This is a genomic window from Vibrio sp. THAF190c, from assembly GCF_009363355.1.
Taxonomy (GTDB): Bacteria; Pseudomonadota; Gammaproteobacteria; order Enterobacterales; family Vibrionaceae; genus Vibrio; species Vibrio fortis_A.
Genome location: NZ_CP045340.1, coordinates 420,800 through 443,582 on the forward strand (window position 1 = coordinate 420,800; position 22,783 = coordinate 443,582).

Sequence of the window (22,783 nt, forward strand, 5' to 3'; positions counted from 1 at the left end):
GTTACCAACCTCGATAACGATAAAGAAGAAAAATGAAATAAGGTGCGCCAATCACCGATGTCAGCACGCCTGCAGGCAATTCGATTGGAGGGTTCAAACCTCGTGCGAGTGCATCAGCACAGGTCACTAAAATGGCCCCAAGTAAAGCAGACGCAGGGATTAGCAACTTATGATTATGCCCAAACAACCAACGCGCTAAGTGAGGCGCCAATAGCCCAACGAAACTGATTGTTCCGGCTACTGACACGCTGACACTTGCAAGTAACACAGCGGCCAACAATGCGAGAATCTGAATCTGTTTGGGCTTGATACCCAAGGTGGTCGCACTTTCATGACCAAGCCCCAACACGTCTAATCGCCAAGCAAGCCATAATGCCATGGGAAGTAGTAAAGCCAACGTCCCCCAAATAAATGGAACTTGCTGCCAGTTCCTCCCCCAAAGGCTACCGGTTAGCCATACCATGGCAGTATTGATCTCGATAGGGTTAGTGACGAGTAAGAAATCAATGCAACTGGCCAAAAATGCACTGACCGCAATACCGATCAGTGCCAATTTGGCCGGTGTTGGTTTTGACCACCACGCCAAGAAAGCAATCAATCCAGCTGCAAAAACACCGCCACACATCGCAAATATCGGAAGTAAACTGACTGGCGCATTCGGAAACCAAACCAAACTGGCTGTTGCCGCAAGGCCTGCTCCGGCGCTAATTCCCATCAAGTCAGGAGACGCCAGAGGGTTACGTATCACCCCTTGTACTAATACGCCTGAAAGCCCCAGCCCGGCACCGACACTGATTGCGAGTAACATACGTGGCAATCGATACTGTTGGATAACAAAATCGTCATTAGAAAAAGCGATCAGGTGCTCCATCACTTGAGAAGCAGAAAGTGACGCCGCTCCAACAAACAATCCAGAAAAGGCCATCAACATCAGTAGCCCAAGTAACAATAATAGCTTCGCATTATGGTGCATTAAGACTTCCTCGTCGCGATAAGAACAAAACAAGGTGTCCCCAGTAAAGCGGTAATGACACCCACAGGCGTTTCTGTCGGGAAAGCAATCGCTCTTGATAACGCGTCTGACCAAGACACCAACGCTGCCCCCGCCATCGCGGAAACGGGAATCAACACATGGTAATTATGCCCAACCATAGGACGAACTAAGTGGGGGATTAACAATCCGACAAAGCCTATAGGCCCAGCAATAGCGACACTTGCGCCCGCCAGCAAAACAATGGTTACACTACAAATTGATCGCGTAAGGCGGATATTGCTGCCCAGCCCAACCGCAACCTCCTCACCAAGTGCAAGTAAATTGAGGTTACGCGCCATGCTGATAGCCAACACTAAACCAATCACTACGGGAGGCCACAGTATTTGCCATTGCTCATCATCCACGGTAGACAATGAGCCTGTAACCCAATGTAGAACGCTATAGGCCATATCGTCGGCAAGAATCAGTGCTGCTCGAGTCAACCCAATCAGTAATGCCGTAATGGCAATGCCCGCTAAAACCAAACGCAATGGATGAGAGCGTGCAGAAAAAAAACCACCGAGGATCATCACACCACCGCCACTTAACGAAGCACCAATAACAGCATTGAGAATTGGATTTAGCTCACTGATAACAGGCACGCCTATGGCAGCTAAAGCCATAAAACAGGCTGCACCTGAATTAATACCAAGAATAGAAGGAGACGCGAGTGGGTTTCTTGTTAAGCCCTGCATCAATAAGCCCGCTACTGCTAAACTGGCTCCAATCAATAACCCAGCATAAGCTCTTGGCGCTCTCAGAGTCGCCAAAATTTGATGAGTCATATTACTTGTATCAAACGAAAACCAATATTCTACTAGGTCACTTAGAGTCAGAGAAAAGTTCGACCATCCCAGCATAGAAGCTGCATACCCAGATAGCATTAAACAACACACTGACAACGTAAATACAGTGGCTCGCCACGGTAATATTGGCCGCTTGCTCTTTCCGCTAGAGATCAATATCGTTCTCATGATCGTTCCAAGATCTTCTCTAGGTTTTTCGCCATCTGTTCAGCCGCTAGCATGCCTCGATTCAATGACCAAAGTGCAGGAGACACTTCAACGACTTGCTTATTTTTTGCCGACGTCATTAGGTTGAATAACGGATTCTTTTCCCAATCGTTGACCACATTAGGATGCGAGTAAGCCCCCAATAGCAGCCAGTCCGGATTGGTTTTTAGTAGCAACTCAAAGCTTGTTGGCAAATATGCTTTTTCAGTCAGTTCTTCAATCGGGCTTGCAATTCCTAATGTTGTCAGTACTCCACCGGCATAGGATGCAGGGCTATGAAGCCACATGCCTTTGTCCGATACGACAGCAAACTGAACAGTTTGTTTTAGAGAGAAATGGCTCTTGAATTCGAGCATAGCTTGTTGATGTTGTTGAATTCGTTTCTCCATAGCTGATTGCTTATCAAGAGCAACACCAATTTTTAGCGCTGATTCCAAATTTTCTTGATACGTTTCGCCTCGGCTTTTTAATAGCAAAGTTGGCGCAATTAGCTGTAAATCTTGATAGACAGTACGGTGACGCTCAGCATCTGCGATGATCAAATCAGGTTTGAGAATGGCAATGGCTTCTAGGCTAGGTTGGGAACGCATACCAACCGACTGCCAGGGTTCAACCAACTCTCGCACTGCTGGAATCACCCGTGTAGCATCATTATCGTCAGCGACGCCAACGGGAGAAACATCTACCGCCGCCAATGCATCCACGAATGAGAACTCCAGAACAACGATGCGTTGTGGCGTAGTGTTAATCTCAAACTGGCCCTGCTCATCTTGGATCACTCTTGTTTTTGCCAATCCAGAAAATGAGATTAAGCACATCACCAATACAGCAAGACTCATCCATAACCTATTCATTGAATATTGTGTAATTATCGAAGCTGGTTGAAAGTCGTTTCCCATATTAAATTATCCTCTAACGCTAGAACCGTGAAAGTCGCCAAGAGTATTGGCGACTTTTGTTTATATTAAATTTCAATAAATTACGTATTAGAATTGGTAATTCAGATCCAAGGTATAAGAGCGTCCAGGAGCTGGATAACGACCAACCGGACTAGTATCAATACCACGGAAGTAATAGTCCTCATCGAACAAGTTGTTAACCGCAAAGTTCATACGTAGTTTGCTGCTGTCGTCCTTGTATAGATCGGAACCTAGATTAAAGTTCCATACCATGTATGACGGTACTTTACCCGTTGCGCCCGTTGCATCTTCGGCACTGGTGTTCGCATTGTCGGAATATGACTCACTGAAGTAATAACCAGATAGCGTCGTGTCTAACTTGTTAAATACGTAAGTCGCATCCCAGCTAAATTGATGTTTGGATGTATAAGGAAGTTGATTACCTTTGTTTGCACCCGCTTCTTCAATCGTCGCATCTAGGTAGTTATACCCAGCGCCTAGACTCAAAGCTTGAAGTGATTCAGGAGTATAACGGCCGGAAAGCTCAACACCTTGGTGCAGTGTTTTACCAATGTTGTCAAAAGTTTGGGTCGCACTTTGCCATTGAAGCTGATCTTCGAAATCGATTCGGTAAAGCGCCACATTGAAACTGGTTGATTCTTGGTTGTAACGCGCACCTAACTCATAGTTCCATGCGAGCTCACTGCCCTCTTCACCTTTACCACGGATGTAAGCAATCTGTGGTGCACGCAAAGATTTTTGAGCATTGGTGTACCCCACCCATTGCTCAGTAAGATGGTAAGCTACAGTCAAACCAGGTAACCATTCGGTCACTTTGTTGTTGGTCTTTTCCGCATTACCGAGGTCATTAAATGCCATATCAATTGATTCATAACGAATGCCTGGGGTTACCTTTAACACATCATTAAACAATCCAATTTCGTTGCTTACATAGCCTGCGAATGCATCTGTATCTAAGTGCCAATCACGTGGAATGGTCGTAGCGCCACCAGCAATCGGCGTTTGGGTAAGTTTGTAATCGATATCTTCGTTCACGTAGCGCGCGCCTACTATCCAATTTTGCGTTACGGTGTTTCCGTCAAAGTACATCGCTAATTTAGGCTCAACACCATAAACTGAAAACTCACGAGGTGAAGTACGAATATGAGTAGATGGCAATGCAGGATCCGCCCAGTGACCACCTGCACTATTAAAGCCCCACTGGAAGAAACGTTCAGAACGGTGACCAAAGGTTAGAATTTCAAGCTCTGAACTATCGGCAAGGTTAAGGTCATGTAGGTACTTTAGGCTCCAACGCGTCGATTCACCTTGGTACTCATCATATGGTCGCTTGGATTGTGTACGATCATTTTTGTAGTCGCCTGGCGATAAAGCACCTGGCATTTGAGTATCTGCATCATAGCGTTGGATGAATGCTTGTAGCTCTTGTGTATCACTCAATAACCACTGCAGTTTCGCTTGGAAATTCTTCACATCGGTGTCTGAGTGTTCACGGAAACTTTCACCTTTTAAGAAGTTACCCTCAACTTGAAGTGCCAATGTATCGGTCAGCCAGCCTCCCGTGCGCAGATACAAATCATTTAGAGGAGCATCACCTTCTTCGAAAACAGTTAAACGATTGCTAATTTCAGTTTGCCATTTATGAGGAATTGGTTTGGTCACTAAGTTGATCACACCACCCACATTGTTTGGTCCATATTGCACAGCCGCGCCGCCACGCACGATATCAATACGATCCAACATCGAAAGTGTCGCTGGGAAGATCGATTGTCCGGTATGACCATAAGGCGCTAGAGTCAGCGGTACACCATCCATTAGAAACTGAGCATGACCACTTCGACTTGCCTTCAAACCACGCACTGAAATGTTAGGTAGAACACCTGTGCCAGTTTCGTCTTGGACTTTAATACCAGGTACACTTTGAAACGCTTGATCAATAGAAAGTGCGCCAGTTTTTTTAATTTGTTCATGGGTAAGTACAGTACGAGCACCTGGGTACTCTTTAACGTCTTCTAGCTCAGAATTACCAATGATACTGCCCGTTACAACAACCGTTTCCATTGTCGTGGTTTCAGATTCATTAGCGGCAAACACGTTAGTTGAAGTCACAGAGGCAACAGCAACAGCAAGTACACTCAAACGCAGCTTTTGATGCGCTTGAGTTTGCGCATTCTTGTCCAATTTCATTTGTGGGTTACCATCCAAATTCTGGTAAAGCATGGAGATCTCCTAAGTAGGCAGGTTAGGGTCAAAGATCTATATTTCTTTATAATTAACTCTGACCCTTTGGGCTAAAACGACCTAAAATAAGGCCAACTATTCGCTAATTAGCGGAAAAAATAGCTGTAGAATTGAGCTAACTGCTAGAACTGGTATCCGTAGCTAAGCATGAATTCAGCAGGTGCGCCGTATCCAATCTGGTTGGTACCAGACGTACCGTTGGTTGCACCCAAAATGTATTTTTCATCAAAAATGTTGTAAGCATTCGCTTGAACTTTATGACGACCTGTAGTGTATGCAGCCATCAAATCGACTGTGGTGTAGTCACCTAAAGCGACGGCTTCATTATTACCTGCGTAACGGTCGCCAACGTATTTAACACCGCCACCTAAACGCCAGTTATCGTCTAGCTGGTAGGTACTCCAAAGTGAGAACAAGTGATCAGATACGTCGTTTGGCTTCTTACCTGTATCTTTGTCTTCAGCATCAAGATAGCTATACCCAACCGATACATCCCACTGAGTTGTAATTTGACCGCGAGCTTCAAGCTCGATACCTTTATGACGCGCTTCAATCTTGCTAATTACGTCACCATTGGTATCGGTTTGAGGTTGCTCTTGATCAATTTGGAAGATCGCAGCATTGAGCATCAGTGCGTTGTCTAGCAAGTAAGCTTTTGCGCCTATTTCTTGAAGATCTGTATGGAAAAATTCCGCTAGCTTGGGATTGATATAGATTCCTGAATAAGGCAACTGCCATGAACGAGCTAAGCTTGCATACACAGACATATCATCAGTAAGGCGATAAACCAGACCACCACGGTAGCTTACTTTGTTGTCGTCAAGGTTCTCTTTAGCTGAGCCTGCCTTTTGTTGTTCAAGCTCCATAGAGTCGTAACGCACATTACCGATCAACGAAAGATCACCCAAGGTGTAAACGTCTTGAACGTAAACGCCGGTGGTCGTTGTTGTATTGTCGCGGAAAGGCTTAAAACCAGGATCGGGCGTAGGGCCCACTACAGGGTTGTAAATGTCTTGAGATGGAAGCGTTTTGTCACTGGCTAGGACAAGGTCGATATTAATCTGGTTGAAATCCGTCCCTATCATCATTTGATTAGAATCGGTTTCCCAAACGAGTTCCGATTGCAATGTAGTCGTGGTACGTGGGTCGTAGCCAAAATTATTCACGGTTTGAGAAACTTGATCTCCTGTCACCGTTCCTTGACGAGTCCCCTTTTGTTCCAACTCAATATGGTTGTATGCTGCACGGTTTGTCCATACCCAGTCACTATTTAGACGCCATTCATAATTTATCGCAACTCGGAGGCTATCAGATTCTTGATAATCGTTGGTACCACCATAAAAAGTGCTTTCAGAAACGTCAACAGGTTGACCATCCTTTGACGGAACACCACGATACGGAACTAACTCTTGATGAGCGTATTCGACATCGAGATCAATAGTGTGTCCATCAGAAGGCTTCACTCGAATCGTCGGGGCTATAAAGAAATCATTGGAATCAACATGATCGACATAAGAATCTGCTTGACGATGCTCAACATTGATACGGCCATTAACCTTGTCTGAAAACGCCATAGAGCTATCAAGCTGCCCTACAAATTGGCTATTGCTACCAACACTGCCTTTGACACTGGTAAAGTTATCTCCGTTAGCACGTTTAGTGACTAGATTGATAATACCACCAGCAGAACCTCGACCATAAAGTGCACCGGCCGGGCCTTTGACAACTTCAACACGCTCGATATTTGCTAGGCTTCGATAAGACTGTAAAGTCCCGTCGTCACGCATCCCATCACGATACATATCATTAAGAGCATCAAAGCCACGAATAACAAATTGGTCGCGACTCCCTTCGCCGAGGGTATTATTTACACCTGCAACACCATCGAGAGCATCCACTAAACGTACTGCTCCGCGGTCTTCCATTTCAGTCTTAGTGACCACTGAAACCGCTTGTGGCACATCTAGCCATTCAACATCCGTTTTGGTACCAGACTGAGGCATATATTCCGCATACCCTTCGTATTGATGTCCAATAACTTGTAGCGTTTCGTCCGCTACAACTTGTTCTTTTGCGTTTACAGCTGGTACCACAGTTACACTCGCAAGCGCTCCACCAATAGCCAAAGCTAGTGGAGATAGGGTCAATCTTATATTCATTTATTATTACCATTTTTGTTTACAAAACCACTGCGATGCGAATGAAAACAAATATCATTTATATTTGCAATATATATTTTTTCAACTATAGTTTATAGTTGCCCGGCAATATGCAACTACACTATTAACACCATTATCAATAAAAACAATGACATAGAAAAAAGCCTTCCCTAAAAACAAGAAAAAGGCCACTTGAATGCAAGTTGTGAGCAGGTAACAACAACGTTTTATAAATTAGGAAAGCCCAATGAAATCTACGATTATTATTGTGACTCACGTCGTCAATGACGCAGTCACTCACGGCTTCGTACCGACAGCAAAAGCGATGGGGCTTGACGTCATCCTGATCACAGATCACAAGCTCAGCCACCTAAAATTGAGTAACGATGACGAGCGTTTTAGCCCAGACGCAATTCTTGAGTGTGATGTATTTAATCCTCTCGAACTTATCGAGACCATCACAGAACAAAACATAAAACCGAGTGCTGTTTTTAGTAACAGTGATCACTTGCAAACTTCGACCGCTATCTGCGCTCAGTTCTTTGGTCTACCGGCAAAAGATTGGACCGTAGCGTTGCAAGCAAAGAACAAGCACCTCACTCGCCAAGTTCTGAATGAAAAGTCTCTTCCCAATATCCAAAGTGAATTGCTATATCGTGACACCGATTCTGCGTTTGATTTTACTTTTCCTGTCGTCGCCAAGCCTAAAGAAGGTGTGGCAAGCATAGACGTCCAACGTTGTAACTCTAAAGGTGAGCTAGAAAGTTATTGCGAGCGCTTTTGGCAGAAACAACCGACTAGCCCAATCTTGGTCGAAGATTTTTTGCAGGGTCCGCTGATCACTTTAGAAACCTTGGGAGACGGAGAAAACTTAATTGCACTAGGTGGGTTTGATGTAGAACTCTCAGAACCTCCGTTCTTTATTGAAACTGCTGCGACTTGGAATGGCGACAACAGTACTCAATTCAAGAATGAGTGTGTGAGACAGTTGAAGGCATTTGGCGTGGGCTTCGGTGTTTGTCACAGTGAATTTATTATCACAAAGTCTGGCCCAATATTAGTTGAAATCAACTATCGCAGTATTGGAGATGGTCGTGAGTTCCTACTCGACAATCTAAGTGGTGGAAAGTGGTTCAGCACCATTTTAAGTCTGCACCTCGGCAGCAAGCTAGATCCTTCATTCCAAATAACTGGTAGTGCAAGTGTCCACTATGTTGTGGCAAAGCAGAGTGGCGTCATCGAGGGGACATCAACGTCTTTCATTCATCAAGATGGCGATATTGTCACGCAGCTGCAGGTACTCAAACACCCGGGTGATACCTTCCTACAAAGCTTTTCAAACAAAGATTACTTAGCGCGAATTTCTATAGCGTCGCCTTCAGGACAAACGCTAGATGCTGCTCTTCAACACACCGTTTCTCGATTCGATCTAACTCCAAATAGTGAGGTGACCGCATGAATGTCAACGCTTCATACCTAACTCAGCGACTCATCGATACGTGCCTTCGTGAAGACTTATTTGGCTTAGTGTCTAAAAGTCAGTTCAAAGCTAAAGCGCCTGCCAGCATTACAATTTCGAATTACCCGGGTGAACAAGTATGGGCTACCTTTTCCCATTCTGATTTCACGCTTTACCTACCCGTCACGCCAAGTTACTACATGCAGCGCTGGGTATACGGTTCTCCTAATGGGGTAGATGGTCGTGGTTGGCTAATAGAGAAAAAGGGCCAGTTTGAACTTCAGCATGACTATCATGATTGGATACAATTGCTAAAAGCGTGTGCACATGAAAGCTCCCACCCATTGCTAGACGGTTACTTACAAGAACTCGAATGTGCAGAAGAACACAAAGCACTATGTGATAACGCTTTCCAGCAACATTCTGAATCATTGATGCAACCGATTTCTCAGCTGACGCATTGGAACCAAAAATTACTGCGCGCTGATCAAATCGCGTCTTACCTTGATCACCCTTATTATCCAACCGCTCGCGCAAAATTTGGGTTAAGTGATACAGACCTCCAGCAATATGCGCCAGAGTTTGCACAAAGCTTTGCTCTGCGTTGGCTAGCGATTGATAAGTCACTCGTCACTTTGACCAGTTCGCAGCCACAATGCTGGCCAACCATGGAGCAAGTAGGTCTACCGGACGACTTTGCTGTGAGTCATCATTTATTCCCAGCACACCCTTTAACACTGCAAAGCCTTGAGTCTCTTCCAGAAGGTATTATTGAAGCCCCTACTCCATACCTTGAGGTTACGCCTACACTATCGGTGCGTACCGTTGTTGTGAATTCTGCACCACATATTCACATCAAAGTACCACTTATCATGCGTTCTCTAGGTACCAAAAACATTCGCTTAATCAAGCCTTCGACACTTTATGATGGACACTGGTTCGAGCGCCTATTAACGCACTTGGAACAAAGTGATAGCAATTTACAAGGCACGCTATTTCATTGCAATGAGAAACACGGTGGACACGTAGGAGATGACAAGAGCTTCGCTTACATCGTACGTGAATACCCATTAAACCATTCGCAAGACAAAGCACTCGTTCCCGTTGCCGCACTTGCTAGCCCAATGCCCGATGACCGCTTGTTCTTAGAGCACCTCGCCGAACAGTATTATCACAATGACACGTTAGCTTGGTTTAAGGATTACGTTGATCTGCTTTCAAAAGTGCATCTGAGATTGTGGCTTCAATACGGCATTGCATTGGAGTCCAACCAACAGAACGCCATTATCGCGTTCGATGGACATGGAAACATGACCTTAGCGATGAAGGACAATGATGCAGCGCGGATTTGGCCCGAGCGATTTAAAAACTTCGAACACCTCTCACCGGTTAAGTGCGAACAATTGCTGGATCAGCGTATAAAAGTAGGTGATGAACTGGCTCTTGGTCAGATGTTCACTACCATCACGTTACAACTCGATATTGCGGCGATTGTTGAAGCAATGGCCGCACAAGCTATTGCGCCATCAGCTGACCTTTACAAAATAGTGGCAACCAGCCTTTCTCAACAGCTAGAGCAACTTAGTAATCAAGGTCACGACGTAACACTTGCCAACAAGATGCTATTTGAATCACCGAACCTGTACGCCAAGTATTTATTGAGTTCAGGCAGTTTACTCTCGAAAGAAGCCTCCGGTGCTAGCGATATCAATAAATTTTATGGGTTATCGGCTCCGAACTTCTTACTACTTACCAGTGAAGAAGCACAACACGCTTACTTAGAATCCATCAAACAGAGCGTGAACTAACCCACCATGACCAGACTCATTTATTGTGTGCTGCTCTGCCACTTCATCGCAGCATTTGCAGCCTTAGGTATGCCTCTGTTTTTACCTATGGTGTTACCGACACTTGGCGCACATATCGATTCAGATTGGGCAGGCATTTTATTTATTTTGCCAACCTTTTGTACTGCGTTAGCTGCTCGGTTTTGGGGGCAGTTTGCTGATAAGTTTGGCAAACGTCGCTCTCTATTGCGAGCACAGCTAGGGCTTGCCGCAGGGTTCGCTCTGTGTGGTTTGGCAGATAACCTAACGATGTTTGTGTTTGGTCTTATTGTTCAAGGGACCTTTGGCGGCACTATGGCCGCCTCGAATAGCTACCTATCAAGTCAAATTAAAGACGCAAAGACCCTCGGCACTTCACTGAATAAGACTCAACTTTCTGCACGTTTAGCGTTGATCGTCGCGCCCATCGGTCTAGGTTGGACATTATCAGACACGAGCCCCCTGAATGCGTATCTGTGGTTGTCTGCCTTACCCTTGTTAGCATCGGCAATCACGCTCACGCTCCCTGCAGATCACTTAGTGAAATCGGATGCAGAGAAAGAAGCAAAAGACGAGATAACGAGTCAAAGAGAACAAACAACATACAAGCCGTTACACAACCTCTACTGGGTATTCGGTGCACAGTTCTGCTTTGCTTTTTCGATGGTCGTCACATTCCCCTATTTCTCACCTTTTGTGCAGCAATACGGTGTGACAAACCAAGCATGGATAGGCTTTTTATACGCCCTTCCACACGGTGTCTACCTACTCTTTGCAGGAAAAGTTCATCTGTTTTCAGAGAGGCTCAACCGCCGTCATCCGCTTACTACTTTGTATCTTGGTTTTAGCTTGCTCTCAGTCAGTACAACGATGCACCTAATACCTGACCAAACAACGCTGATCATCGCTCGAGTTGTTTTTGGACTTGGCATGGTCTGTTGCTACCAAGGGCTGCATCAAGCTTTAGCCAATCAAATCGACCGACAACAAAGTGGCAAGATATTTTCGCGCTTTGATGCCATGTCTAAATGGGGTGGTGTTGCAGCAGGGTTAAGCGCGTCTTTTATATCAAGCTTGGGATGGCTTGAGGTTCCTTTCCTACTTTCTACTTTGATCAGCTTTAGTACTGCTATCGCAATGATCATTCTTTCAAAATTTGGACATCGACATGTTAAACAATCATTCATATCCAACTGAGAACCGAGCTGGAAACAAGACACAAATAAATCACAGTCAGGTTCAGCTCAATCAAGAAAAAGCCCAAATAAATACCATTATGGGCGTAGTGAACTGCTACCTGCGTGAATACGCGATACCGAATAAGCAAGTTGATTGGTGCTTCAGTTCAGCATCACTGCCACAGACGTTAAAAAGAAACTATACGGCTAAACAACGTGTGGCAATACATCTCCCTCGGCAAAATCAGGCGCAAGAGAATAGCTTGTTAGTCTTGCCTGTTGAATACGTCAGTAAGCTAGGAAAGGTAAAACTTTCAGATTCACCTTGGTCGAAAACGGCTGGTGCTGGCTGGTCTAAACTAGATGCAACCCAAACCCTAACACTGTTGCTCAACTACCTTAAACAAGTGTTAATGATCCCGTTCAACCATGAGTTGATAGAACAAATGCAGAACAGCTTGCTGGTAACCGAGCAATTCCTGAACGCCGACAGCACACTCCAGCAGCATAATGCCTTTATCGCATCAGAACAGTCACTGCTCTGGGGACACACTTTTCATCCAACACCAAAAAGTCGTTCTGGTGTAAGTATGGATGACTTACTTGCTTGCTCTCCGGAAGTTGGCGCGAAGGTGCCTCTGTATTGGTTTGAGGTGGAGGCAGCTTTACTAGATATATTGCGCTCAGATACGCGTACATCACCTAAAGCGATGCTCGAACAATTGGCCCCAAAAGAAAGTGATTCAGAATCAAAATTACTTTATCCGTGTCACCCATGGGAAAGCTACACACTTCTACAAAACCCAGCAGTTCAACGTGCGATTGAACAAGGAAAAATTACACCATTAGGCTTAGGTGGAGACAAACTGTTGCCCACTTCATCCGTGCGCACTCTTTATCACCCAGATATGGAATGGTTCGCTAAGTTTTCCATCAATGTACGTTTGACCAATTGTGTTCGCAAAAACGCATGGTATGAACTCGACAGTGCCGTACAGTTAACCTCTATTCTACGTCCGATAAAAGAGAGCGAACAGCTGCGTAACCCCATATTCAAAGTGATGAGTGAGCCATACGCAACAACACTGAATCTGGAATCGATTGAAGGGCAAGAGCCTAACGACATCATAAAAGCGCGTGAATCATTTGGCATTTTGTATCGCGAGAACTTCACACTTAGTGAAACCGACGTTCTACAACCGACATTAGCAGGTTCGCTGTTTGCCTATGACCGAGAAGGAAATAGCTGTATAGCTACCCAGCTAAAACACAAGGTAAAAGCAACACAAAGCCAGTATGAAAGTGTCGCAACCTTGTGGTTTGAGCGCTACTTGCATTGCTTGGTTCCAGGCGTGTTTAACTACTACTTCAAACATGGAGTCGCATTCGAACCTCATCTACAAAACACGCTGATTGGTTTTGAACAAGGCATGCCATGTTGCGTGTGGATCCGTGATTTAGAAGGTACAAAATTGTTACCTGAATTTTGGCCTTCAGAGACATTACAACAGCTTTCAGAAAAAGCTCGACAATCGGTTTACTACAGCCGAGAGCAAGGCTGGAATCGCATTGGTTACTGCACATTTATTAACAACATCAGTGAGGCCATATTCTTTATTGCTGAGGGAGACGCCAAACTTGAAGAGACATTGTGGGAATTATTGAAAGAATCCATTGTTCGTTGGCAGTCAATCAATGGCAAGCAACCAGAGTTAGTTGCGTTACTTGATGGAGGCTTCTTCCCAAGTAAGAACAACTTCACCACTCGCTTGATGCAAAATGCCGACAAAGAGTCGGGTTACACGCTAATTGCGACACCGTGGGCGACTAAATACACAGGAGAAAATCATGACTAAGCTAACTCTGCTTCCTTCTCACATCGGGCAAGAAATAAAACAACTCGCGAACCAGCAGAATCAGCCGTTATGTGCTTATCTGTATGACCTTAATGCGCTTGAACAGCACATCAAGCAGATGCTTCATGTATTACCCAAAAACGTAGAGTTGTTTTATGCCGCAAAGGCCAACCCTTCTGCACCAATCTTGAGGACCGTGGCACCTTACGTTGATGGGTTTGAAGCGGCATCTGGCGGTGAACTTAGCCACCTTCAGCAGCAACTCCTGAATAAACCACTGATCTTTGGTGGCCCAGGGAAGATGCCGAGCGAATTAGAACAAGCAATACAACTTGATGTTGATGCTATCCATGTCGAAAGTATTACAGAACTACAGCGTATCGGAGATTTGACACAAAAGTTGAATCGACCCGCTTCCATCTTTCTGCGTATGAATATCGATATTGGTGACATCACGCTCAGCAAGCTAGCCATGGGTGGAAAACCGACTCCATTTGGTTTCGATGAAGCAGAGCTGGATAACGCCATCATGCATCTACGTGATTTCCCTTTAATAGAGTTAAAAGGTTTCCACTTCCACCTAATGTCGCATCAACTCGATGTTGGTCGTCACTTAGCACTCGTTCAACGATATTTCCAAGTGGTTAAACAGTGGAAAGAACAATACTCGCTTGAAGATCTTATTATTAACCTCGGAGGTGGTATGGGGATCAATTACCAAGATCCTAGTCAACATTTCCCGTGGATAGAATTTTGCGACAAATTAGAATTCTTGATCGCTGAAGAACACATGCAAGATTGGACACTACGCTTTGAGTGTGGACGATATATATCTGCGCCGTGCGGCTACTATGTGATGGAAGTGTTAGACATCAAACAGAATCTTGGCGAAAACTTTGTGATTGCTCGTGGCGGCACGCATCATTTCCGTACACCAGCAGCACAAAGCCATGATCACCCTTTTGCTGTTATCCACAATCAGCAGCACTCAACCATTTCGAACCCAATACGCCACACTACTGCCAATTTAGTTGGTCAGTTGTGTACACCAAAAGACGTACTCGCTCGAAACCAAAACATTGAGTACATCGACATCGGTGATTATCTCGTGTTCACCTTAGCAGGAGCATATGCATGGAACATTTCTCACCAGAACTTTTTGATGCATGAGCCGCCTGTGTTTCATTACTTTTAGATAAAGCAACAGATTCAATATCGCGTTATTAATGACTAAATAAAGGTCAACTACACGCTTGATTTTTGGCCTCCACATACGGAAACGCCCAAAGTTATTAGCTTTGGGCGTTTCTTCTAACAAACTGGTTTACGACAACCGAGCGTTAAAGTGTCATATGCAAAATCGGAAAAGGTTTTCCCATATCATCTAGTGGTGAGCGTGATACAACTTTGAATCCCATATGCTGATAGAAACCGACCGCTTGTGGATTTTGTTCGTTCACATCAACCTGGGTTGCGCCTAAATGCTCGATAGCATATTGCAACAGCGCTTTACCCACTCCCTGCCCCCTTACGCCATCTAAAATGAACAGCATCTCAATCTTTGATTCGTGAGTTCCCACGAACCCAACAATAGAGCCGCTTTCATTTTTCACACATCTTAAGGTAACAGCAGGAAAGGCTTGTGCCATGATCATAGGCTTAAAAAACTCAATATCTTCCTCTGTTATGAAGTCATGAGTTGCTCGGACTGAGTTTTCCCAAACATTAAGCATTTCAGCGTAATTTTCAGGACGCACATTTTCAATAATCATCGTATTTCTCTTAAGTTAACGGATATCAATGTGCAGCCGCGAACGTTAATTTTAACTGACGAGGTGTAATGGCGTCTAATTAAGATTATGAATAAGTAGCACACGACCGATGGGTAGAATGATACCTCAGCGGCTCGGGTTATAGCTTCTTCGTGAGAAATGAAAGCGATGAATCAAGTGGATAGTTGTCTAATACCATTTGGCATTCATAGCCCTGTTTTTCGTAAAACGGACGGGCTTGAAAGCTCAACGTATCAACCAGCGATGACGTACATCCTTGAGATTTCGCGTACTCTTCGATTCTCGTGAGAAGTTCACTTCCAACTTGCTGACCTCTTAATGATTCATCAACCCAAAGAAACTTAATAAGAAGCCAGTTTCCCCAAAGGTCTACGATAATACCGCCGACTTTCTTTTGATCCTCCAAAGCATAATAAGCAACTTGAGATTTAGGTATACCCTCCAAGAAAGGCGTATTGTGTTCAATCAAACCACCACGAACTTCATTGATGTCCTTGTCTGAGGGTTCACTATCAAATTTGTATTCCATTTCTTTCCTTACGTGTTGATATCTATTTGCTGATGAGCCCTGGCATTCGACAAAATAGTCATCGACGTAGCGATTAAACTTCTACTAAATCGCACCGAGCTGAGCCAGTTTGTTAAGAATGTCACTGGTTTTCTCCCTGAACAGATCTCTTAATAGTCGAACAGTGGGAGTGATCGATTGACGACTTGGGCATACCAGCCAAAGCTCAGTAGGAGTTGGTTTGTAGTCTTGCATGACACTGACGACCCGCCCAGCGAGCAAGTCGTCAGACATATCAAGGCATGATTTAATCGCAATCCCGTTATCTGCTACACACCAGCGTCTAACCAAATCACCATCGTTGGAAGCCCTGTTTCCAGTTAGCTTCACTTTATGAGTGGTTTCTTCATGACTGAACTGCCACTCATTCTGGAGAACATCGTGTAACTGATAAAAGAGGGCATTATGCTCTAACAGATCGTTGGGTTGCATCGGTTCTTGATGTTCAGCGAGATAACTCGGGCTTGCGCATAACACTCTAGGAACATCGCAGATCTTAAATCCATACATGTTGGCATCGGTTGGAGAACCATAACGTAGCGCCATATCCACCGAGTCACGATAGAAGTCGATATTGCTATCACTAATACTGGTTCGAAGTGACACGTTCGGATATTCCAACAAGAATTCATCCAACCAAGGCGTAATGAGATTTCGTCCTAGATCAGACGATAATGCAATACGGATTTCACCATCAATAATGCCGAGCTCTTCGTGCATGTTCATTTTCGCTTGCTCAAGCATCTTTAGCGCTTCCTCGCATTGTGGCAAGTAACGCTCTCCCGCCGCCGATAGCCGTAAGTGGCGTGTCGTACGAACGAAAAGCTCTGCTCCTAAAGATGCTTCGACGCGCTTTACCGCAGCGCTGGCCGTTGCTGTCCGCATATCAAGGTTGGTTGCTGCAGCGGTAATACTGCGAAACTCGGCAACTTTCAAAATAACCTTCAAATCCTCTAACAACATCAATAAGCCTCATTCTTTAATTAAGTTGAGTAAGAACACGCTATGAACGCTCAGTATTTATAGAGTAAAGGATCGCTATTATCAAATATAATTTGATAATAATTCAAAGTGGAGGCTGTTTTTCATTGTCAATTAGTCACCTAAGATAACGTCATGTTAACGAAGCGCCCCATATGGGAATACCCATTTACCTTCAATAGCGATAAACGACGGCGCGATAAATTAACAAACACTTTTTGATAGTGTTTCAAAAACCATTAGAAAACCGATGGCGATATATTGTCTACACTCATTGAGCTAACAGACCGCTATGTAACCAATTTTGAGACTCTATAACTTCTTGTTTTATCTAAGTTCCCGTTTTTTCGGAGCTGAACACACAAAGGAAAGTAACATGACTAAATTAACTATTGTTGCAAACATCGTGGCAAATGAAGACAAAATTGACCTAGTGAAAGCTGAGCTGCTTAAGCTGATTGAGATCACTCGTGCAGAAGAAGGTTGTATCAACTACGACTTACATCAAGACAATGAAAACCCAGCACACTTCTTATTTTACGAAAACTGGGAGTCACGCGAGTTGTGGCAAACACATATGAACAACACCCACCTTGCAGAGTACATGGCAGCCACTGAGGGCGCAGTCGCAAGCTTTACACTCCATGAAATGACGCACATTGCTTGATTGCTAGTGCTCTAAGGCACTCAAGATCAATGGCTCAGCAGATCATCGTTTAAGCCCATTCATAACATCTCAATCGATATGCGTGATATTGAATGGGCCAACTTTCGTTGATTACGATTTAAAAATTTGGCTGAAGCCACTTCACCTAATCAAAAGGAAGCACAATGACAGCACCAATAAAAATGAAGGCAATCGGGTTTACTCAATCACTTCCAATTACAGAGCAAGACAGTCTGTTTGAGTTTGAAACCGATGTTCCAGAAGTGAAAGACAACGACCTACTCGTCAAGGTGAGTGCGACGTCAATTAATCCCGCAGATGCTAAAATACGCATTCGTAATGCCAAAGATAAAACCTTAGAACAACCTAAAGTACTAGGTTACGACGCTGTTGGTGAAGTGATCGCCAAAGGTGCAAACGTTGAAGGCTTCGAGGTTGGTGATCGAGTTTACTATGCTGGCGATGTGACACGCATGGGGGCTAATGCACAATATCAAGCAGTGGATTACCGCATCACTGCTCATGCGCCGAAGAGTCTTTCTGATGAATCTGCTGCTGTCATGCCGTTAGCAACACTTACTGCATGGGAAGCTCTATTTGACCGACTCCGTGTTCGCCCGGAAGAGAGAAAATCGATACTGATCATTGGCGGTGCTGGTGGCGTAGGCTCCATTACGATTCAATTAGCAAAACAGCTTACTAACCTGACTGTTATCGCGACAGCCTCAAGACCAGAAACTGAACAATGGGTGCGAGATATGGGGGCCGATCATGTCGTCAACCACCGCAACTTGGTTGAGTCCTTTCGTGAACAAGGCATCAAACATGTCGATTACATTTTCAATGTGGCCGATACAAAAGGGCACTGGGATGCGATGGTAGAACTTATCGCACCACAAGGTTTAATCAGCTCAATCGTTGAGTTCGATGGTGGTATCGACTTGTCAGCACTTCAAGGCAAATCCGCAGGTTTTATTTGGGAGTTAATGTTTACACGCTCACTGTTTGACACGGAAGATATCCAGAAGCAGCAAGACATTTTATTCCAAGCAGCAAATTTGATCGACGCTGGCCGCATTAAATCTACACTAACGACAACACTGAATGACTTTAGTGTTGAAACGCTCAAAGATGCCCACCAACGTATCGAAAGTAGTGCTTCAATCGGTAAAACAGCGATCAAGTATTAGGATATTGAGAGTAATTTACCGCTCTTCGAATAGAGGCAGTAAGTGCTCATCAAACTACATTCTTCTAAGCTAGAAATATCCAAATACACAAAGAGCCACTCGATAGTGGCTCTCTTACTTTTCGCTAAGCTTTATTCTTACCTGACCCAGACTAATGATAAGGCCGCTTAAAGTGACAGCGTCACTCAAGGTTAGCATTCAAAACAACATTTAATCCAGAGATTGATAGCCGAATCGCGCCAAATAATGCCAAACCTTTTTGACATCTTGTTCATCGTAACCTTTTTCGGTGACGGCCAACCCAAGCATTCTTGGATCGATGGCACCATCTTGCGCTAACTCTGTAGCGAGCTCTATGTACTCTTTCCCACGATATTCTGGATAGCGAGCCATCTCTTCAACACTCAGTTTAAACCCGTTATGCCATTTAACTGGAATATCTAAGTGGCGAGCATACCTTTCGATCCCGGTCTCGCGATAAGCTGGATCAAGCACTATACACTCGACGTCCTCTTTCAGTGATATCTCACCATGAACATGCGCTTCAATATAATCATCCAAACGATCTACGTTGTCAGAAGATGCCTTATCGATCAATGCCTTCAGTCGACTTGCAATGGCAAAGTCTGTGGGTTCAAAGAAACTATCTGGATAGCAAAACGTAGTACGCTCCAATACGTGTGGCTTCAACTCAAAATAACTACTGCCAAAGCGCGCGGCTGCGCCAGTTGGGTACTCTCGAAAGTTCAAAGCACCATACTTGGGTCTTAAGTGATCAGCGGCATTATCATACGCGCCATCAAACACAATCTGCTCCCAAATCCATCTTGCTCCGCCAGTATAGGCCGTTAGCCCGCCGTTACTCGTGCTGGTCTCGAATTGAGATTTGAGTTTGCCATCACTCGCAATCGCTTGAAGTAGCGGTGTTTTATTCGACGTATAACGGTCAGGGTGAAAGTTAATCGTCACCGCATGAGCGTGATTACCCTCTTCGCAACAAGACTTGGAACGTATATTTGCGATTGCTTGCACGATTGCACCTTCATTCATAACACCTCTAAATTTTCCTACTCTGTACTGACTCGCACCTAGATATTGCCTACGTTTGATGCGTTAAATGAAAACATACGTATTTCATCACGTGGATGCCAGCCAATATTTTCATAAAACGCTTGGGCGTTCAGGTTGTCGTTGATGACGAACAAGTGGGTTTTAGCAATCCCGATGGATGACAATGCGTCCACTGCGTTTGATATCAGCTTTGCGCCTAAGCCCTGACCACGACAAGCCTTCGATACCGCTAAATGTTGGATATAACCACGACGACCGTCTGTTCCCACCAATATCGCACCTACGATCTGCTCGCCTTGCAGAGCAACAAAACTCAGGTTTGGGTTACGCTCGAGATACTTCCCGATGTTTTCTTCAGAATCAGCTTCTCTTAATTGCATGCCTTCCGTTTCAGACCAAAGGTTCATGACCTGCTGATAGTCTGAGATGTCCATTTCTCGTAACACGACTTGTTTCCTTACTTAAACCTAAACACCTTACAAAGTGCCAAATATAATGAATCGATTAACGCTCGATTTATTCATGGTTAAGTTATTCATACTGAACCATACCGACCCGTTAATCACATACTTCTTCAAGCGCTTCGTTCTCTGAGACGTACGCCACAAGATTTTCGAACGCTATTTTAAAATAAAGCTCGTAGCTTCCTTGCTCTACATACCCTAAATGAGGGGTCGCAGTAACGTTAGGTAGAGAAAGCAAAGGCTCTGTACTTTTAGTTGCGGGCTCACAATCAAAAACATCGACAGCCGCTCGTTTGCTCGGATTGGATTTGAGTTCATTAAACAGGGCATCAGTCTCGACAAGCTCTGAACGGCTGGTATTCACAAACAAGGAATCTGACTTCATTGATCTTAGATCTTCACCCGTAACACACCCTCGCGTTGCCTCATTCAAACGAAGATGGAGAGACAGAACATCCACTTGCTGAAAGAAGCCGCGTTTGGATTCAGAGGCCTCAAAGCCGTGTGATTTTGCCAAGTCTCGCGAAGCTTGGCTTCCCCATACTACGACTGACATTTCAAACGCTTTTGCATATTGAGCGATTCGTTGTCCTATCTTCCCATAGCCCCAAATACCCAGCTTCAACCCTTTCAAGGTTCGCCCTAGCCCTAAGGTACCTGAACTTTGCCACTGGTCATTTGCAAGATTCGCTGCGTAGCTAGGAATATGTCGGCTTGCTGCCATTATTAGAGCCCAACAGAGTTCTGAAGGGGCAACTGGCGAGCCTTTCCCTTCTAGTACCTTAACTCCGTATTTTTCGCAAAGCTGCACATCGATATGATTGCTCACCTTGCCTGTTTGACTGATTACTTCAAGGTTCGGGAGTTTAGATAAGAGCGATTCCGTTATCTGGGTACGTTCTCGAATCAGAACTAGAGCTTGGACATTCGCCAACTTCTCAACCAATGCTTGTTCTGAGTAGGTCTCATTAAAGACTGTAACATCCAGCCCTTCTAGTAAACCAAAACAATCAAGATCTCGAACTGCGTTTTGGTAATCATCCAATACTGCTATTTTCACGGTTTTCTCCTTATCGTTATAATTCTTTTTCTACTAACGCTAGCCACTGAGGGATGTGGTTTTGATACCACTGTATATATTTTGATGCTTGAGCACTGTTTCTAGGAGTTGGACTACTTTTTGAGGTTAGGATGTTTACCACCTCTACGATGATCCAACACTTTGCAATAATTAGCTGCCTTACAAGCTCCGGTTTCGGAATAGCCGCACTGTGTTGGCGATAGCGCTCCACCAGCGCTTGATAAGACTGTGGGGTTCCTAGTCCTTTAACGAGAGGCGCCAAGTCAATCGCAGGGCTGCCAAAGCCAAACCTTTCCCAATCAAACAACACCAAATCGCCGTTAGATCTGACGCCCCAGTTGCCGTCATTGGTGTCACCGGAAATCAAACCTAAGCGTTCGAACACAACGCCTGATTTCGCTTGTATAGCTAAAATTGAAGACTCGACGATATTGGGCAACTGCAAACTTTCGAAAGCTTGTTCCGTTGCACTAACAGTCCAGGCATGCTCTTTTACATCGAAGGTGGGAATATAAGTCGAGTTATGAATAGAAGCTAACTGCTTAAACGTTTGATCGTGAGCAACGAGCTCATCAAGTGAAATGCTGTGAGGGATGTATTCAATGAGGAGATCATTATCAGATATCCCCAGCAGCTTTGGTGCGTTCACTCCCGATAAAGAGTGAGAGGCAGTTTGATAAAAGTTCACCTCCACTTGCGAGGCTTGTTGTTTACGGATGCATTGAACACCATCAAGGCATTCCAAGGAAACTTTAGCCGCTCCCATTTGTGCTAGATCTTGTTTGGTCATCCTTGCTTAGCACTCCCTGCTAATCGATCATATTTGAACAGTCTCTATTAATATTGATGCCCTAAGATTGATTGAGATAAGGCCCGAGATGAGCAGCAACCTGTTCTGTGCACACACCGATGACAACATCGACACCAGCCTGTTTTAATATCTCAATTCCACGTCCGTTATTTCGAGGATCAGGGTCCAACATACCCACGACGACTTTCTTAATACCAAATTGCGCTAATGTACGGGCACATGCAGGAGTGCGACCTACGAATGAGCATGGCTCTAATGTAACATAGGCAGTCACACCTTCTGCCGAACCTTGATATGCGTTTAGAGCCTCAACTTCGGCATGGTTACCACCCACGGCTTGTGTGTAACCTTCAGCAACAATCTTGTCATTTTTAACTAGAACGCAACCTACGGGCGGGTTAGGGATACACATCGGCAAGGCTTGCTTAGAAATCTCTAACGCTCTAAACATGTATGTTTCGTCCATTAGATT

At 44.6% G+C, this 22,783-nt stretch carries 20 protein-coding genes; 7 read left to right on the top strand and 13 right to left on the bottom strand.

Annotation, left to right across the window (positions count from 1 at the left end; genetic code table 11):
* Position 1: 1 nt before the first annotated feature.
* The 5 genes from FIV04_RS24680 to FIV04_RS24700 all read right to left on the bottom strand — a co-directional run bounded on the left by FIV04_RS24680 (position 2) and on the right by FIV04_RS24700 (position 7,366).
* Positions 2–973: an iron ABC transporter permease gene (locus FIV04_RS24680; protein WP_152471035.1), complete on the bottom strand. Its 972-nt coding sequence runs from the start codon at positions 971–973 to the stop codon at positions 2–4.
* Entirely contained in the window at positions 973–2,007 is a 1,035-nt protein-coding gene (locus FIV04_RS24685; RefSeq protein ID WP_152471036.1) for an iron ABC transporter permease, read from the bottom strand. Before FIV04_RS24685 ends, FIV04_RS24680 begins: the two co-directional genes overlap by 1 nt.
* Positions 2,004–2,900: a Fe(3+) dicitrate ABC transporter substrate-binding protein gene (locus tag FIV04_RS24690; RefSeq protein WP_152471155.1), complete on the bottom strand. Its 897-nt coding sequence runs from the start codon at positions 2,898–2,900 to the stop codon at positions 2,004–2,006. The genes FIV04_RS24685 and FIV04_RS24690 overlap by 4 nt, the downstream gene beginning before the upstream one ends.
* 132 nt (positions 2,901–3,032) lie before the next feature.
* A complete protein-coding gene (locus tag FIV04_RS24695; RefSeq protein WP_301339529.1) occupies positions 3,033–5,186 on the bottom strand; it encodes a TonB-dependent siderophore receptor in 2,154 nt (717 codons plus the stop codon).
* 143 nt (positions 5,187–5,329) lie between these two features.
* Positions 5,330–7,366: a TonB-dependent siderophore receptor gene (locus tag FIV04_RS24700; RefSeq protein WP_152471037.1), complete on the bottom strand. Its 2,037-nt coding sequence runs from the start codon at positions 7,364–7,366 to the stop codon at positions 5,330–5,332.
* 247 nt (positions 7,367–7,613) lie between these two features.
* On the opposite strand from FIV04_RS24700, the gene FIV04_RS24705 reads away from it, so the two are divergent.
* Genes FIV04_RS24705 through FIV04_RS24725 form a run of 5 tightly spaced genes read left to right on the top strand, consistent with a single transcriptional unit; the run spans position 7,614 to position 14,880 of the window.
* Complete coding sequence (locus tag FIV04_RS24705) at positions 7,614–8,825, top strand: acetyl-CoA carboxylase biotin carboxylase subunit family protein (protein WP_152471038.1); 1,212 nt, start codon at positions 7,614–7,616, stop codon at positions 8,823–8,825.
* Positions 8,822–10,633, top strand: a complete 1,812-nt coding sequence (locus FIV04_RS24710) for an IucA/IucC family protein (RefSeq protein WP_152471039.1) — start codon at positions 8,822–8,824, stop codon at positions 10,631–10,633. Before FIV04_RS24705 ends, FIV04_RS24710 begins: the two co-directional genes overlap by 4 nt.
* A 6-nt stretch (positions 10,634–10,639) precedes the next feature.
* The gene (locus FIV04_RS24715; protein WP_152471040.1) at positions 10,640–11,848 is read left to right on the top strand and encodes an MFS transporter; all 1,209 of its coding nucleotides are present in this window, start codon (positions 10,640–10,642) and stop codon (positions 11,846–11,848) included.
* Entirely contained in the window at positions 11,820–13,685 is a 1,866-nt protein-coding gene (locus FIV04_RS24720; RefSeq protein ID WP_253895606.1) for an IucA/IucC family siderophore biosynthesis protein, read from the top strand. Before FIV04_RS24715 ends, FIV04_RS24720 begins: the two co-directional genes overlap by 29 nt.
* Positions 13,678–14,880: a type III PLP-dependent enzyme gene (locus FIV04_RS24725; protein WP_152471041.1), complete on the top strand. Its 1,203-nt coding sequence runs from the start codon at positions 13,678–13,680 to the stop codon at positions 14,878–14,880. Before FIV04_RS24720 ends, FIV04_RS24725 begins: the two co-directional genes overlap by 8 nt.
* Before the next feature lie 145 nt (positions 14,881–15,025).
* Here the strand turns inward: FIV04_RS24725 and FIV04_RS24730 are convergent, their stop codons facing one another.
* From FIV04_RS24730 to FIV04_RS24740, 3 genes are all read right to left on the bottom strand, one after another.
* Positions 15,026–15,457: a GNAT family N-acetyltransferase gene (locus FIV04_RS24730; RefSeq protein ID WP_152471042.1), complete on the bottom strand. Its 432-nt coding sequence runs from the start codon at positions 15,455–15,457 to the stop codon at positions 15,026–15,028.
* 139 nt (positions 15,458–15,596) lie between these two features.
* On the bottom strand, positions 15,597–16,007 hold the full coding sequence (locus FIV04_RS24735; RefSeq protein WP_152471043.1) for a GNAT family N-acetyltransferase: 411 nt from the start codon (positions 16,005–16,007) through the stop codon (positions 15,597–15,599).
* Positions 16,008–16,091: 84 nt separating this feature from the next.
* Positions 16,092–17,009: a LysR family transcriptional regulator gene (locus FIV04_RS24740; RefSeq protein WP_152471044.1), complete on the bottom strand. Its 918-nt coding sequence runs from the start codon at positions 17,007–17,009 to the stop codon at positions 16,092–16,094.
* A gap of 394 nt (positions 17,010–17,403) precedes the next feature.
* Between FIV04_RS24740 and FIV04_RS24745 the strand changes: the two genes are divergently transcribed.
* Both FIV04_RS24745 and FIV04_RS24750 read left to right on the top strand, forming a co-directional pair.
* The gene (locus tag FIV04_RS24745) at positions 17,404–17,694 is read left to right on the top strand and encodes a putative quinol monooxygenase (RefSeq protein WP_152471045.1); all 291 of its coding nucleotides are present in this window, start codon (positions 17,404–17,406) and stop codon (positions 17,692–17,694) included.
* A 164-nt stretch (positions 17,695–17,858) separates the two neighbouring features.
* Entirely contained in the window at positions 17,859–18,884 is a 1,026-nt protein-coding gene (locus FIV04_RS24750; protein ID WP_152471046.1) for a zinc-binding alcohol dehydrogenase family protein, read from the top strand.
* 210 nt (positions 18,885–19,094) lie between these two features.
* On the opposite strand, the gene FIV04_RS24755 is transcribed toward FIV04_RS24750, so the two are convergent.
* The 5 genes from FIV04_RS24755 to FIV04_RS24775 form a co-directional block, all read right to left on the bottom strand.
* Positions 19,095–19,934 (bottom strand): DUF3626 domain-containing protein, encoded by an 840-nt coding sequence (locus tag FIV04_RS24755; protein WP_152471047.1) that lies wholly within the window; start codon positions 19,932–19,934, stop codon positions 19,095–19,097.
* A gap of 38 nt (positions 19,935–19,972) precedes the next feature.
* Complete coding sequence (locus FIV04_RS24760) at positions 19,973–20,389, bottom strand: GNAT family N-acetyltransferase (protein WP_032550662.1); 417 nt, start codon at positions 20,387–20,389, stop codon at positions 19,973–19,975.
* 124 nt (positions 20,390–20,513) lie between these two features.
* Positions 20,514–21,479, bottom strand: a complete 966-nt coding sequence (locus tag FIV04_RS24765) for a D-2-hydroxyacid dehydrogenase family protein (protein WP_152471048.1) — start codon at positions 21,477–21,479, stop codon at positions 20,514–20,516.
* Between the two features lie 16 nt (positions 21,480–21,495).
* Positions 21,496–22,290, bottom strand: a complete 795-nt coding sequence (locus tag FIV04_RS24770) for a phosphotransferase family protein (RefSeq protein WP_152471049.1) — start codon at positions 22,288–22,290, stop codon at positions 21,496–21,498.
* Positions 22,291–22,351: 61 nt separating this feature from the next.
* A complete protein-coding gene (locus FIV04_RS24775) occupies positions 22,352–22,777 on the bottom strand; it encodes a bifunctional diaminohydroxyphosphoribosylaminopyrimidine deaminase/5-amino-6-(5-phosphoribosylamino)uracil reductase RibD (protein ID WP_152471050.1) in 426 nt (141 codons plus the stop codon).
* Between the last annotated feature and the right edge of the window lie 6 nt (positions 22,778–22,783).